Source organism: Pontibacter arcticus (assembly GCF_003284895.1).
Classification (GTDB): Bacteria; Bacteroidota; Bacteroidia; order Cytophagales; family Hymenobacteraceae; genus Pontibacter; species Pontibacter arcticus.
Map to the genome: position 1 here is coordinate 24,498 of NZ_QMDV01000001.1, position 14,873 is coordinate 39,370.

Sequence of the window (14,873 nt, forward strand, 5' to 3'; positions counted from 1 at the left end):
TTTTATACTTACGCGATCAGGCGTAATATGGCGAAATAAGCAAATAGACTAATACTCCGGTTACAGCAACATACAACCAAATTGGGAAGGTCCAGCGGGAAATACGTCTGTGTTTTGCTAATTGGTTGGTAATACCAAAGTATACCGACAACAGCACCAAAGGCACAATAACAACAGCAAGTATGATATGTGTGATCAGTATGAAATAGTAAATATACTTTAACAGACCGTCGCCGCCGTATATAGTGCGCACTCCAAAGAAATGATAGATAACATAAGACACCAGGAAGACAGACGATAATCCAAAAGCTGTCAGCATGGCTGCGCGGTGTGCTTTTGTGTTATTCTTTTTAATTTGATAGTACCCTATTACCAGAGCAATAGAAGTCAGGAAATTTAAAAAGGCATAAAACGGCGGTAAAAAAGAAACATCCACCTTACTCTCGCCGCTTTTGGGCATCAAAAACAAAACAGCAACTACTACTGGGATTGCAACAGAAAGTACGGCAATAATGGTTAAAAACTGCCTGTCATTCTTATTGGTCAATTCGTTATTTACTTTTACTGTATCCATCTAATAAAACATTTATTTCAAGTTTAAGGCGGTCTGTTTCCTTTGCATCAGTTCCCTGATAAATTCCTCTTACACGCTTGTCCTTATCAACTAAAAAGAATTTTTCGCTGTGGATGATTTCACCGGTGGTAAGCTTATTAATGGAAGTATAAAATCCTTCCGTAGCTACGTTGTTAATTTCTTCTGCTGTACCTGTTAAAAAAAACCATCTTTTTGCATCTGCTCCATACTTGTCAGCAAAAGCTTTCAATACAGGAACTGAATCGTTAGCCGGGTCTACCGTAAAACTCACAAATTTTACACCTGGCACATCCGCAAATGCTTCGTGCAGACGTACAAGTTGGGACGTAGTTTTCAGGCAAATATCCGGACAGGAAGTATACATGAAACTCGCCACATACACGCCATCAGTCAAATCGTTTTGAGAAAGGTTCTGGTTTGTTTGTGTAATTAGATTAAAGTCAGGAACCTGTCGGAAAATTGTATCACCCTCAGCAGTTGTTTTGATTTTACCATCCTGCGTGGTAACGGGGAAGTATGTTCTCAGTCCGAAGTGATGCTCACCGAACGTGCTGATAAATATAAAAACGAAAACAGGCACTAATAATAGGGATCCTAATATTAGTGCCTTGAATTTACTCATAAGTATAAAACTTACTTAAAATAATTTGTAATAGAATCGAAGTAGTAACTGCCTTCAGAAAGTAAAGCAACCATTAACCATACTACCAATGCCATTGGAATAATAATGCTCCAGATAAGCGTTTTAGACTCATGCTTTAAGTGCATAAACTCAGCTACAATGTAGAACGCTTTAAAAATAGTAAGGATAATGAAGATCGCGTTACGTGCTGTACCGGCATCCATTGTGAAAGCAAAAAGGAACTCGACAGCGGTAAGTGCTACCAGAATAAAGAAAGTTTTCCAGATTGCTTTGGTTTGTGGCTTCGGAATATCTACTGCGTTATCGAAGTCGTGCGAATGATTTGTATGCATTGCCATATTTATACGATATCTTATGTTAAAACTGTACTTCTGCTTTCAGCATAATGCACTTATTGTTTTATGAGTTATTAGATCAGGTAGAAGAATGTAAATACGAATACCCACACAAGGTCTACAAAGTGCCAGTATAAACCAACTTTCTCTACCATTTCATAATGCCCACGCTTGTGGTATACACCATTTACGGTATTAATGAATACCATGATCAACAATACCACACCAGAAGTTACGTGCGTACCGTGGAAACCGGTGATAAAGAAGAACAGGTCTGCAAATAAAGCCGGCCCATATTGGTTAATAGTGAGGTTGGCCCCAAATACTTTAGAACCATCCGCTAAGGTCATACCTTCATCTGTACCTGTTATAAAGTGAGCCCACTCCCATGCCTGGCAACCTAAGAAGATCGATCCGAATAGGATCGTCCACAATAACCATTTCTGAACATCTTTTTTATCCATACGATGGCCTGCTTCAACAGCTAACACCATTGTTACAGAGCTCAGGATGAGGATCATTGTCATCAGGGCCACGAATGCAAGCGGAAGATCTACACCATGAAACCCAGGAAAAGCGTTAAAAACTTTTTCAGGTATTGGCCACCATTCTGTAGAAAATACGAAATCTTCTGGCTTACCAGCATAAGGCAAATGGCTGTGGCGAGATAAACCGTAAACAATCAGAAGCGCACCAAATGTAAAAGCATCAGAAAGCAGGAAGAACCACATCATGAGCTTTCCGTAGCTCGCTTTTAATGGCTCGTTACCACCATCCCATGTACCTGTGTTAGGCGTCTCCAGCGTAGTTGTAGTAGACATAGTTTATGTATTGAATAAAAACGTGTTTAGTGATTAACCAATAAGAAGAAATACAAATATAGCCAAAGTCCTCCTAAAAAGTGCCAGTATATCGTGCAAAGCTGTATTTGCAGCATCTTTTTAGAGTGAACTTTAAACTTCAGGCTTGCCAGTAATACCAAAAATACAAAGATCACCCCTGTAACTANGAAACCATGCACTCCTGTTAATACATATAAGAACGAACCTGCTGGGTTGGCACTTGCCCCACCGAAAAATATATTGTTTTCAACTAGAGAGCCCCAGGCATTGATCTGGCCAACCAGGAAAGCAACCCCTAACGCCCCAGTAATCAGCAGCATTACTTTTAACTGCTGCAGGTTATTCTTTTTAGCAGCATGGTGCGCCCACTGCATTGTAATACTACTTATTACAATTAAAATAGTGTTTACGATAAGAATACTTGGGAGGTCGAATTCAAGCCAGTTCCCTTCTTCCCTTCTCACAATATAGGCACTTGTAAAAGCGCCAAACATCATCACGATGCTTATTATTATCAACCCAAGCGAAAACTTTAAAGGATGCGCTCTACCGGCTGACTCATTAGAATGAATTTTATTGTCAACCATATCAGTTTAAATTTTATCTAATACAAAAGCTATCTGCACAATAGGCAGATACAAAAATGACCCGAACATAATATTCATGGCAGCTTTTTTAGAGCAGGTACTCATCAAGTAGAATGTCTGAGCCAGAAACAAAACACCGCAAACAACAGCGATCATTGCTGAGGTTACACCTGTCATACCAAATTGTAATGGCAACAAGCTTAACGGAATCAGCAGCAACGTGTAAATCATGATCTGGATGGCAGTCTTCAGGTTCTTACCACCTTCAAAAGGCAGCATCTTAAAGCCTGCACGTTTATAATCTTCATCAGAAACCCATGCAATTGCCCAGAAATGAGGAAACTGCCATATAAACTGTATCCCGAATAAGATCCAGGCCTCAACGCCTAAAAACCCTGTAGCTGCAGCCCAACCGATAAGTGGTGGTAACCCTCCTGGTATAGCTCCTACAAATACACAGATCGGGCTAATACGTTTCAATGGCGTATAGACGAAACCGTACAATAGTAAGGACAGCAGCGATAAGCCTGCAGCCAGCCAGTTAAAAGCAACTGCAAGTATAACTAAACCAGTTACACCTAATAATATGCAATAAACAATGGCCTCTGTTACTGTAATTTGCCCGGTTGGCAAAGGTCGTTTAGCAGTGCGTTTCATGTGTTTATCATGTTCGCGCTCAATAACCTGGTTAATAATGTTGGCCGAACCTGTTACTAGCAAGGCTCCTAATAATACTAGCACTACTTCTAAAACTGTGTAATCTGGCCGACCAAGTATAAAACCGATTGCACTGGAAAAAGCAACAACTATGCTTAATCTGAATTTTAGTAATTTAAAGTACGCTGCTGCTTTATTTGCCATAGTGGAAAGTGGTAGCAACTGATTTGATTTCTGAATAATCATATTAAGAAACAGCTACTGCCTTTTTTACAGCCTCGCTTGAAGCGTAATGGTAAACAATTAATATTTGAAATTGAACACCAAACAAGAGTGTTCCAATTGTCAGGTGGAGTGGTTGTAACATAGGAGGAATAGCAAAATATGCCATTATTACTCCTATTGCTATTTCCGCTCCTAAACAAGCTAACATAAATGTCGTCAGCTTAGAAAGCGTCTTATTTTTTAACTTATAGATCAGTCTGGCTAGATAAAGATTAATAGCTAGCACAACTATCGAAAACGATCTGTGTACATAAAAGCTGCTACCTAATTGATCGATCCATTCGGCTCTACTATCCCCTCCCATTGTAAAGGCGATAATATCAATTTCTTCGCGAACCTGTGTGCCAATCAGAATCTGAGCAAAAGTTATGATTGCAACCAGCCAAAGTATAAAGTTCAGCTTAGAATTAAATTGCAAAGAACTAATGAAGTCATCCTTCTGTGATCGGGCTACAACATATTGTAAAATCGCAACCAAAACCAAGGCTAATGCCATATGTATGGTAATTACAATTGGTAACAGGTTTGTTGAAACAACTACAGAACCGATCCAGGCTTGTAAGACTACAAGAATCAAACTTGAGAAAGCCAGGTAAAAAACTGTTTTATCTTTCTTTAAATAGGGAAATGAAAAAACAACAGTCAGCAGAATTAAGATGCCGATTACTGCTCCCGTTAATCTGTTTAGATACTCAATCCAGGTTTTGGTTGCGTTAAATTCGGTCTCAATGTATTGGTTAGGATGCGAAAACAACGTAGTTGCAACCTCATTAAAACCTAAATTATCCAGATACCCGGCCAGCTTCTGATTTTTCTCGATTCTCTGCTGCTTATAAAGCTCCAGGTAATCGGTTGGTAATTGGCTAACATCAGTTGGAGGAACCCAACTGCCAAAGCACTTAGGCCAGTCTGGGCAACCCATACCTGATCCTGTACTTCGCACGATCCCTCCAACTAATATTAAAAAGTAAACAGCTATTACTGTAATTACTCCAATATATTTAAATCTTTTAAAGAGAAAAGACTTAGCCATTCAGTATTATTCTAAATCTCTTTCGTAAGGCAAGTTTGAAGACTTCGTCTCAGAGAAAGGTACTGTCTGAGGGATATAGTCTACTTCTGCACCTGGCTTACTATAATCATAAGGCCATCTATATACTGCAGGAATCTCTCCTGGCCAGTTACCGTGTCCTGGTAAAACTGGTGTAGTCCACTCTAGCGTATTGGAATGCCAAGGGTTTTCTGTTGCTCTTCTGCCGCGGAAAATGCTGTAGATAAAGTTGAACAGGAAGATAAACTGTGAACCAAAACCTATAATAGCCGCAATACTGATAAACGTGTTCAGGTCAGTAAACATGTTGAAAGCTTCGAAGCCTGTCCAGTTGTAATATCTTCTTGGGAAACCAGCTATACCAATATAGTGCATTGGCATGAACACCAGGTAAACGGCAATGAAAGTTAACCAGAAGTGTACAGCACCCAGTTTCTCGTCCATCAAACGCCCAAACATCTTAGGGAACCAATGGTAAACACCGCAGAACATACCAAAGAAAGCAGCAGCACCCATTACAAGGTGAAAGTGAGCTACTACAAAGTATGTATCGTGTAACTGGATATCCAGAGCTGAGTTACCAAGTATGATACCTGTTAAACCACCAGAGATAAACAGAGATACGAAACCTATGGCATAAAGCATAGCCGTTGTAAAGCGAATGTTTCCTCTCCATAAGGTGGCAAGCCAGTTAAATACTTTTACTGCTGAAGGAACTGCAATAATTAAAGTTAGGAACATGAATACCGAACCTAAGAATGGGTTCATACCTGTTACGAACATGTGGTGAGCCCATACTACGAAAGACAGAACCGATATACCTAACATGGAACCGATCATTGCTCTGTAACCGAAGATAGGCTTTCTAGAGTTTGTAGTAATTACTTCTGAAACTATACCAAATGTTGGAAGAATTACGATGTATACCTCCGGGTGACCTAAGAACCAGAATAAGTGCTGGAACAAAATCGGGCTACCACCTGTATTTGCCAATGCTTCTCCGGCAATATAGATATCAGATAAGTAAAAGCTTGTGCCAAAACTTCTATCAAAAATTAACAGCAATGCTGCAGAGAAAAGAACCGGGAATGATAATAAACCTAAGATAGCAGTTAATGTAAATGCCCAGATTGTTAAAGGCAGTTTTGTCATTGACATACCTTTTGTTCTCAGGTTAATTACTGTAGTGATATAGTTAACACCACCTAATAACTGAGAAACAATAAACAAGGCCATACTTACTAACCAAAGCGTCATACCCATGCCAGAGCCTGAGATTGCCTGTGGAAGTGCACTTAATGGAGGGTAGATTGTCCATCCGCCACCAGCAGGACCGGTTTCGATGAACAGGGAGATAAACATGACAATACTGGCAACAAAGAAAATCCAGTAAGATAACATGTTCATAAAACCTGATGCCATATCGCGTGCACCAATCTGTAACGGAATCAGGAAGTTAGAGAAAGTACCGCTAAGACCTGCTGTCAATACAAAGAATACCATAATGGTACCGTGCATCGTAACCATTGCCAGGTAAAACTCCGGATCTATTTTACCATTCTCAACCCAACCTCCTAAGATTGGTTCTAAAAATGTAAATGTAGCTTCCGGCCAACCTAACTGAAGACGGAAAAGAACTGATAAGAAACCACCAATGATAGCCCAGAAAATACCGGTAAATAAGAACTGCTTTGCAATTACTTTGTGGTCCTGGCTAAAAATGTATTTCTCAAAAAAGTTCTGATCATGATGATGGTCATCATGTGCATGATGTACATCGTGATTAATCGAGATATCTGTACTAGACATATAAATTTAATTTAAATGCTATAACTCAGTTTTAACTTCTTGTGCAGGCACTTCTGCCTTTTTTGCACTTACTAACTCTTTCTGAGGTTCAGCTGTAAAGTTAGCCATTACACCTGGGTTTTGCTCAATAAAAGGCTTTTGTTCTGATAACCATTTATCGTAATCCTCTTGTTCATCAACAATCACGATAAATCGCATAGCGAAGTGTCCACGACCACAGATCTCTGTACAAGCTAATTCGTATTTGAAATCCGGATTGCCTGTTTCATTCTGCATTTCAGCAGTAGTTTTAGTTGGAACAAACCAGAACTTTGTCGGCATGCCTGGTACAGCATCCATTTTTAAACGGAAGTGCGGCATGAAAACACTGTGAATTACGTCGCGAGATCTGATTTTAAGCAATACTGGCTTTCCTTTTGGCACGTGAATTTCACGTGGCATGAAGTCGTCCTGGGCATTTTTATCACTAAAATCAACACCAAACTCATTTGTAGCATCTATCAAAGTATGTTTTGCTACTCCTAATTTTCCATCAGGACCCGGATAGCGAACCATCCAGTTAAATTGCTTACCCATTACTTCCACCACTACTGCATCTTCTGGAGCAGCACTTGTAATGTTTGTCCAAGTTTTCCAGCCAGCAAAAACCAAAATGGCCATTACAACTGCCGGAATCATTGTCCAGATTACTTCAAGCTTATTATTATGCGGATAGTAATAAGCTCTTTTATCATCTTTATGCTGGTACTTGTAAGAATAGATAAATAATAATATCTGTGTAATTACAAATACAATCCCGATGATAATCATGGTTGTCCAGAATAAGCTGTCAGTCCACTCGCCGTGTACTGAAGCCAGTGGCTGGTTCATTTCATCCCAAGATTCAATAAACGACCAGGCAAATGCTGCACCACCTACGAATAGGAAAAGAAGCATCATGGTACCGTTTATACGATTACTTGTTTTTGTAGTACCTGCTGCCTGCTTCGTTGATCCTCTGAAAATAGAGGCGAGCGTGCCAATCCTGAACAGGAGGAACAGGATAACAAATAATAATATAATAGATAATCCTATGGCGAACGTAATCATTATTTAATGTTTTTAGTATGATCTCTAAACATGATGGTGAATACTCTCTTCTAAGAACGGATGGTTAACAGGCACAAGAGAAGATTTTGTCAATCCCTTTGTAAAAGCTAACAGGAACACGCCTAAGAATGTTAACGTAGTACCAATTTCAATGAAGCCTATGCCAGCGCCTGTACGCAATGTACCTGGCATCATCATAAGGTAAAAGTCTAACCAGTGGCCGATCAGGATTGCAATGGTCACTAACTTTAACATAATCATTTGTCTTTTTGCATCTCTTGTCATCAGCACAAGGAAAGGGAAAGCAAAGTTAATGATCAGGTTAGTGAAGAATATCCATTTGTAATGGCCATTGTTACCTCCTAAACGATCCAGGTAGTAGATCGCTTCTTCCGGTATGTTAGCATACCAGTAAAGCATGAACTGGGAGAACCAGATATATGTCCAGAAGATAGAGAACGCAAATACAAACTTACCTAAGTCGTGTATGTGGTTTGCATTTACCATTTTCAGGTAGCCATTCTCTTTCAGGATGATTACAGTAAGGGTCATGGCAGCTAAACCAGCTATGAACCAGCTTGCAAACACATACCAGCCAAACATAGTTGAGAACCAGTGTGTATCAATTGAAAGTACCCAGTCCCATGCTGAAGTAGATGATGTGATACCAAAAACTACCAGGAACATAGCTGAAATACGAATGCTTTTATGATAGTAGGTAGTACCACCATTCAGGTCTTCGCCTTCCATTTGCTTTCTTAACCAATAGAAGAAACCAATCCATAAAGCAAAGTATAGCACCATTCTGATCAGGAAGAAAGGTGTATTCAAATAGCCTGATTTACCATTAATGATCGGGTCAAAACGTGGATCGTTCACATCATACAGGTATTCGTGTGTCCAATGGAAAATGTCATGCGATCCGAATAAAAAGATCAAAACCATTAGAATACCACCAATTGGAAGGAAATAGCCTAACGCCATTGGTATACGCTTGATCAGAACAGACCATCCCGCATAAGCTACATACTGTACCGCTACAAAGAATAAACCTATCAGCGAAATACCAGTAAAGTATACGTTATTCAGCCAAAGGTTCATGAAAAGGCGCTTCGTCCATGAAACAGCTTCATGGCCACCTGCTGCAGCACCATGTCCTTCTGCGTGGTGTTCGGCACCTCCACCCGCAGCCATCGTTATTATTCCTGCTATAAGTAAAATAACACCTACAGCTATCATCAGGAAAAACTTGTTATTCGTTTTTCTGGAAATGATGAGTCTTTCTTCTGTCATTATCCTTTATTAATATGCCTTAGACTTATTTAGTTGGAGACGGAGTAACTGTGTTATCCGTAGGAGTTCCTGTAACAGGTGCTTCAGTACCGGTTTCTGATGCAGTAGTGTCAGCTGGTGCTGCGCCTACCTCTGTTATACCTTTCTGAAGTTGTTGTACATACATTACAATCTTCCAACGCTCTTCCGGATTTACTTGTGAGCCGTGTGGCATCATGCGGCCTCTTCCATTCGTAATAACGTGGTAAATATGTCCGCCAGGAAGCTCGGCTACACGACCAGCTGTATAAGATGGTACACCTTTATACTTCTGACCTACAAGACCCTGGCCGTCACCAGCCTCGCCGTGGCAAGGTGAGCAAAAGCGTGCGTAAAGCACTTTACCTTCGGAAAGATGAGCCTGTGTTGCTTCCAGTGGGTTCTTTAATTCTGTACCCGCAGCTTCTGCATTGTCAGCAGAAAGGTACATGTTATACCCCATTTTACCACGCGCTACTGACCCTTTAGCTGGCTGGCGCATGTTAAGCCCACCTGGGTTATACTCGTTATTCTTTACCTGAGAATATGGATCAAGCGGAACCGAATGATACATGTCTGGGGCATACTCTAAACCTGGATCCTGCTCGTTACTACATGCTACAAACGCAGCAGAAACGAAAAGTATGGCAGAGGCTTTTAAACCAAATTTTGTAAATTTTTCCATTATTTTACTACCTCCTTCTCATTTACCTCAATCGCGCCATTGGTACGAAGCAGGTTATTAAGTGCATTCATATCTGTAACTCCATCCTTTACTTCTATTGCCATCACAAACTTATCATCTGTAGATCGTTTGTCAAAAACATTAACCTTAAAGGAAGGCTTCAATTTAGATACTATAAAGAAAGTAATCACCATGCTGAAAGCAGCAAATAATACCGTTAACTCAAATGTAACCGGTATAAATGCTGGCAAAGCAATGTGTGGTTTACCACCTATGATCATTGGCCAGTCAAAACCCAGCATCCAGATCTGCATCCATAATGCGAAGCTCATACCTGTTAAACCTCCGAAGAATGCTACAATCGGTAGTCTTGAGCGTTTGATCCCTAAAACATCATCAATCCCGTGTACTGGGTATGGCGAGAACACGTCATAAATTTTCGTGCCGGCAGCCCGTACGTTTTCGATGGCATGCAGCAGCACATCTTCGTCATCGTAGATACCTAAAACAAACTTTTTATTCATTGTTGTGCTGTGTATTAGTGTTCAAACCCTTATCTGTACTGTGCATTGTATCGGCATGTGTGTGCCTAACAGCTGAAGAAGACTTCAGAATAGATTTTACCTCAGCCATGTTAACTACCGGGAAGAATTTGCAGAACAACAGGAATAAAGTAAAGAATAAACCGATTGTACCAACATATACTCCGATATCAATCCATGATGGAGAGAACATTACCCATGAAGATGGCAGATAATCTCTATGAAGTGATGTAACGATAATTACAAATCGCTCGAACCACATACCAATGTTTACAAATATTGATATGATGAAAGTAGCAGTTAAGCTTCTGCGAATGCTTCGGAACCAGAAAAGCTGTGGCGTAATTACGTTACACGTCATCATTGCCCAATATGCCCACCAGTAAGGTCCAGTTGCACGGTTAATGAAAGCGTACTGCTCATAAGCTACTCCTGAGTACCAGGCAATAAAGAACTCTGTTGTGTAAGCTACACCTACAATAGAACCCGTCAGGATAATTACCTTGTTCATCGATTCTACGTGCTCAAGTGTAATATAATCTTCCAGTTTAAAGGTCTTGCGTGTGATGATCATCAATGTTAATACCATCGCAAAACCCGAGAAGATCGCACCAGCCACAAAATATGGAGGGAAGATAGTCGTGTGCCAGCCTGGGATAACTGAAGTTGCAAAGTCCATGGATACGATCGTGTGAACCGAAAGTACAAGTGGTGTTGCTACACCTGCCAGGATCAAGGATACAGTTTCATAACGGGACCATGCTTTAGCTGAACCCGTCCAACCCATCGATAAAGCCGAATAAGCTCTTCTCGCGATTGGTCCGGTTGCTCTGTCGCGGATGGTAGCAAAGTCAGGAATAAGACCGATATACCAGAATACAAGCGAAACCGAGAAGTATGTCGAGATCGCGAATACGTCCCAGAGTAGTGGGGAGTTAAAGTTTACCCACAATGAGCCGAATGTATTTGGCAATGGAAGCACCCAGTAAGCTAACCACGGACGCCCCATGTGTAATACAGGGAACATCGCGGCGCAGATTACAGCGAAAATTGTCATCGCTTCTGCTGCGCGGTTAATGGAAGTTCTCCATTTCTGACGGAAAAGGAGAAGGATAGCTGAGATAAGTGTACCGGCGTGACCAATACCTACCCACCATACGAAGTTGGTGATATCCCATGCCCAACCTACAGTTTTATTCAGGCCCCACTCACCAATACCATACCATAAGGTGCGGTAAACTGAGTAAATAAAGATAGCCAAACCTACCAGCGCTACAGCGAAAGCCGCCATCCAACGTACGTTGGGCTTGGCTTCCACTTGTCTGCACACGTCTTCTGTGATGTCGTGGTATGTTTTCCCCCCCGTTACAAGAGGCTCTCTTATCGGAGATACATGCTGCATAATGCTTACGAAATTTAAATTAAGCTAAGTTTCTAATTTTAGTCAGATAGGTTACGTTCGGCTGTACGTTAAGCTCTTCCAATACGTGGAAAGCACGCTCACCCTGCTCACGAACCAGAATCTTCGAAATTTTGCTTTCCGGATCTAACATGTCTCCAAACACAATTGCATCTGTAGGGCATGATTGAGCACAGGCAGTTACGATTTCACCATCTTTCGGTCTTCTGTTCTCACGTTTAGCATCCAGTTTACCTAACTGTACACGCTGCACGCAGAATGAACATTTTTCCATGACACCACGACCACGAACAGTAACATCCGGGTTAAGCACCATCTTGCCCAGATCGTTATTCATATAGAAGTCAAACTTCTCGTTGTTTGCATAAGCAAACCAGTTAAAGCGACGTACTTTATATGGACAGTTGTTTGCGCAATAACGTGTACCAACGCAACGGTTATAAGCCATCTGGTTGATGCCTTCTGAGCTGTGCATAGTAGCTGCAACCGGGCAAACAGTCTCGCAAGGTGCATGATTACAGTGCTGGCAAAGCATCGGCTGGAAAATAACAGAAGGGTTGTCTTCAGGACGCTCAAATTCAGCAAGTCCTCCTTCAGGGTTTTCCTGTGAGCTATAGTATCTGTCAATACGTAACCAGTGCATTTCGCGGCGGTTGATTACTTCTGCTTTACCTACTATAGGAATATTGTTCTCAACATTACAGCTTATGGTACAGGCACCACAACCAATACAAGAGTTCAGGTCGATAACCATACCCCAGTGGTGGTTCTTATATTCGTAATCATCCCAAAGTGAGATAGTAGACGGCTTAGCCGGACCATCATGGGTAGCTAAACGGATATACTCCGTTACCTCTTTTGGATTCTCTTTATACTTGGCAAGTGTGTTCTCCTGCACTACCAGACGGTCCATGATCGTATGGTGGGTCTGCATCTGAGCAATTTCAGAAACTGCTTCTGTTCTTTCGATGCGAACCGGCCCACTAAATAAGATAGTTGAACCAGATACAGTTGCGATCGGGAAAGCATTTGCACCAAGACCTTTTGCTACTGGCATAGATTCCAGATCACGTCCGTAGCCCATTGCAATAGAAACTGTTCCGCGCGCCTGACCTGGCTGGATTAGCGCTGGCAATTCAAGTACTTTACCACCAGCTGTTGTTACTTTCAACACATCGCCCTGCGTAATTTTCATTTCCTCTGCCATTGAACGTGACATAGCAACATAATTACCCCAGGTAGCTTTTGTGATTGGGTCAGCCATTTCCTGTAGCAGCGGGTTGTTAGCCTCCTGCCCAGTTCCTATCTGGATTTTCTCATATACTACAGCTTCAATACCTTGTGTAGCTGCTTTGCCTGAAAGTGTACTTGCAGCCGCTGCCGGTGTCTGAGAATTTGTGGTGGTAGATAATGCTAACAGGCTCACTCCGTTTTCCAGCACACCGTCATGTACAGCTTTTTCCCATGCTTTGTTGAAATCGCCTGAGATAGCTTTACTCCAGTTGTTGCGGATATAATCGTAGTAAGTTGTTTTATTTCCGTTCCAGGCAAGAAGACTTTCCTGCATCTGGCGCGTCATGAAGATCGGGTTGATAACCGGCTGTGATAAGCTCAGGAAGCCACGCTTCGGCTCGTAGTCGTTCCATGACTCCAGGTAATTGTTATCAGGAGTTACATAATCAACTAAAGCAGCTGTCTCATCTACTCTTTCAGCAAATGATACTTTTAGTTTTACCTTCTTCAGACCTGCTACTACTTTATCAGCAAGCGGGTGGTCGTAAGCCGGGTTTGCGTTATAGAAGAATACAGCACCAACAGTACCGGCATTCATTTCATTTATAAGGCGGATCATCTGACCGTCATTACCTTGCTTCACAAAGTATGGCGCATCCGTGATCGTGGTGCCTACAGCACCTAAAGCCTGGTTAATAGCAGTTACAAGCGTTTGCACAGCTGGGTCGTTTGAACCTGAAACAACAAGAGCTTTGCCATTATTTGCTTTCAGATCTCGTACTGCATTTGCAAACGCAGTTTTATCGAAGTTAGCCGGTACATTACCGCCATTGCCAGTAATACCATTGTAAAGTGCCAGCACTACTGCTGCTTCTTCTGATGGTTTAATAGGCACACGCACATCCGCGTTAGCACCTGTTAAGGAAAGACGAGTCTCGAATTGATAATGACGAGACATCTCTTTTTTATCAGCAGATACTTTTCTATTCTGGATATACTGCTTTGCAAAAGGTGTTGGAGCAACCCAAGACCCTATGAAGTCTGCATTGATCCCTACGATAATGTTGGCCTTGCTGAAATCGTAACCAGGAATAACACCAGCGTTTGCACTTGTCAGTGCTGATGCGGAGTTCGCATCGTATGTTACGTGCTCAAAGTTGCTGAAGCGCGCACCAAACTCATTAATCAGCTGCTTGGTAGAAGGGCTGATAACAGTTGAAGAAACGATGGCAACTTTGCCGCTTACATTTCTTAAAGCAGACATGATCTCGCTGTCAACTTTATTCCAGTCAGCTTTCACTCCTTTGATCAGCGGATGACGCAGTCTGTTATTATCGTATAGGTTAAGCACAGAGGCTTGTGCCCGTGGGCTTGTTCCCATTGGTGTTATAGAAGACGAAGGGTTTGGCTCGATCTTGATCGGACGCCCTTCACGTGTCTTAATTAACACGCTGTTGTAATCACCATTGGAGAAATAAGTAGAAGCATACCAGTTTGCAACACCTGGCTCAACATCTACTGGTTTATTTAAGTAAGGAATAGCTTTTCTTACCGGTGCTTCGCAAGAAGCAAGCGATACAGCCGCCATACTAAAGCCTAACAGCTTCAGGAAATCTCTACGCGGAGTTTTTCCTGATCCAATAGACCCCTCCCCACTTGTTTCATTTATCGGCAGGAATTCTGGAAACTCATTATGAGCATGCTTAGCGAATTCAGGAGTGTTTTCTAACTCCTCTAATCCTTTCCAGTATTTAATTCTGTCTTGCATATTATATCTAAAGAAAACGCG

The 14,873-nt window shown here is 41.5% G+C and carries 14 protein-coding genes; all 14 read right to left on the reverse strand.

Annotation, left to right across the window (positions count from 1 at the left end):
- Window positions 1–16 precede the first annotated feature (16 nt).
- The 14 genes from DP923_RS00110 to DP923_RS00175 all read right to left on the reverse strand — a co-directional run bounded on the left by DP923_RS00110 (window position 17) and on the right by DP923_RS00175 (window position 14,852).
- Window positions 17–574, reverse strand: coding sequence for a DUF420 domain-containing protein (locus DP923_RS00110; RefSeq protein ID WP_112303529.1), 558 nt, complete (start codon window positions 572–574; stop codon window positions 17–19).
- Window positions 552–1,217: an SCO family protein gene (locus tag DP923_RS00115; RefSeq protein ID WP_112303530.1), complete on the reverse strand. Its 666-nt coding sequence runs from the start codon at window positions 1,215–1,217 to the stop codon at window positions 552–554. The genes DP923_RS00110 and DP923_RS00115 overlap by 23 nt, the downstream gene beginning before the upstream one ends.
- A gap of 11 nt (window positions 1,218–1,228) precedes the next feature.
- The gene (locus DP923_RS00120; RefSeq protein WP_112303531.1) at window positions 1,229–1,576 is read right to left on the reverse strand and encodes a cytochrome C oxidase subunit IV family protein; all 348 of its coding nucleotides are present in this window, start codon (window positions 1,574–1,576) and stop codon (window positions 1,229–1,231) included.
- A 71-nt stretch (window positions 1,577–1,647) separates the two neighbouring features.
- On the reverse strand, window positions 1,648–2,394 hold the full coding sequence (locus tag DP923_RS00125; RefSeq protein ID WP_112303532.1) for a cytochrome c oxidase subunit 3: 747 nt from the start codon (window positions 2,392–2,394) through the stop codon (window positions 1,648–1,650).
- 26 nt (window positions 2,395–2,420) lie between these two features.
- Window positions 2,421–3,002: a cytochrome c oxidase subunit 3 gene (locus DP923_RS00130; protein WP_112303533.1), complete on the reverse strand. Its 582-nt coding sequence runs from the start codon at window positions 3,000–3,002 to the stop codon at window positions 2,421–2,423.
- A gap of 6 nt (window positions 3,003–3,008) precedes the next feature.
- Window positions 3,009–3,863, reverse strand: coding sequence for a heme o synthase (gene cyoE / locus DP923_RS00135; protein WP_239020887.1), 855 nt, complete (start codon window positions 3,861–3,863; stop codon window positions 3,009–3,011).
- A 43-nt stretch (window positions 3,864–3,906) separates the two neighbouring features.
- Complete coding sequence (locus tag DP923_RS00140; RefSeq protein WP_112303535.1) at window positions 3,907–4,977, reverse strand: COX15/CtaA family protein; 1,071 nt, start codon at window positions 4,975–4,977, stop codon at window positions 3,907–3,909.
- A gap of 6 nt (window positions 4,978–4,983) precedes the next feature.
- Window positions 4,984–6,804, reverse strand: coding sequence for a cytochrome c oxidase subunit I (locus DP923_RS00145; protein ID WP_112303536.1), 1,821 nt, complete (start codon window positions 6,802–6,804; stop codon window positions 4,984–4,986).
- Between the two features lie 18 nt (window positions 6,805–6,822).
- Window positions 6,823–7,893 (reverse strand): cytochrome c oxidase subunit II, encoded by a 1,071-nt coding sequence (locus DP923_RS00150; RefSeq protein WP_112303537.1) that lies wholly within the window; start codon window positions 7,891–7,893, stop codon window positions 6,823–6,825.
- Between the two features lie 24 nt (window positions 7,894–7,917).
- Window positions 7,918–9,186: a quinol:cytochrome C oxidoreductase gene (locus DP923_RS00155; protein ID WP_112303538.1), complete on the reverse strand. Its 1,269-nt coding sequence runs from the start codon at window positions 9,184–9,186 to the stop codon at window positions 7,918–7,920.
- Between the two features lie 25 nt (window positions 9,187–9,211).
- Entirely contained in the window at window positions 9,212–9,889 is a 678-nt protein-coding gene (locus tag DP923_RS00160; RefSeq protein WP_112303540.1) for a c-type cytochrome, read from the reverse strand.
- Window positions 9,889–10,413, reverse strand: coding sequence for a DUF3341 domain-containing protein (locus DP923_RS00165; protein ID WP_112303542.1), 525 nt, complete (start codon window positions 10,411–10,413; stop codon window positions 9,889–9,891). Before DP923_RS00165 ends, DP923_RS00160 begins: the two co-directional genes overlap by 1 nt.
- The gene (nrfD, locus tag DP923_RS00170; protein ID WP_112303544.1) at window positions 10,406–11,833 is read right to left on the reverse strand and encodes an NrfD/PsrC family molybdoenzyme membrane anchor subunit; all 1,428 of its coding nucleotides are present in this window, start codon (window positions 11,831–11,833) and stop codon (window positions 10,406–10,408) included. The genes DP923_RS00165 and nrfD overlap by 8 nt, the downstream gene beginning before the upstream one ends.
- 19 nt (window positions 11,834–11,852) lie before the next feature.
- Window positions 11,853–14,852: a TAT-variant-translocated molybdopterin oxidoreductase gene (locus DP923_RS00175; protein ID WP_112303546.1), complete on the reverse strand. Its 3,000-nt coding sequence runs from the start codon at window positions 14,850–14,852 to the stop codon at window positions 11,853–11,855.
- Window positions 14,853–14,873 lie beyond the last annotated feature (21 nt).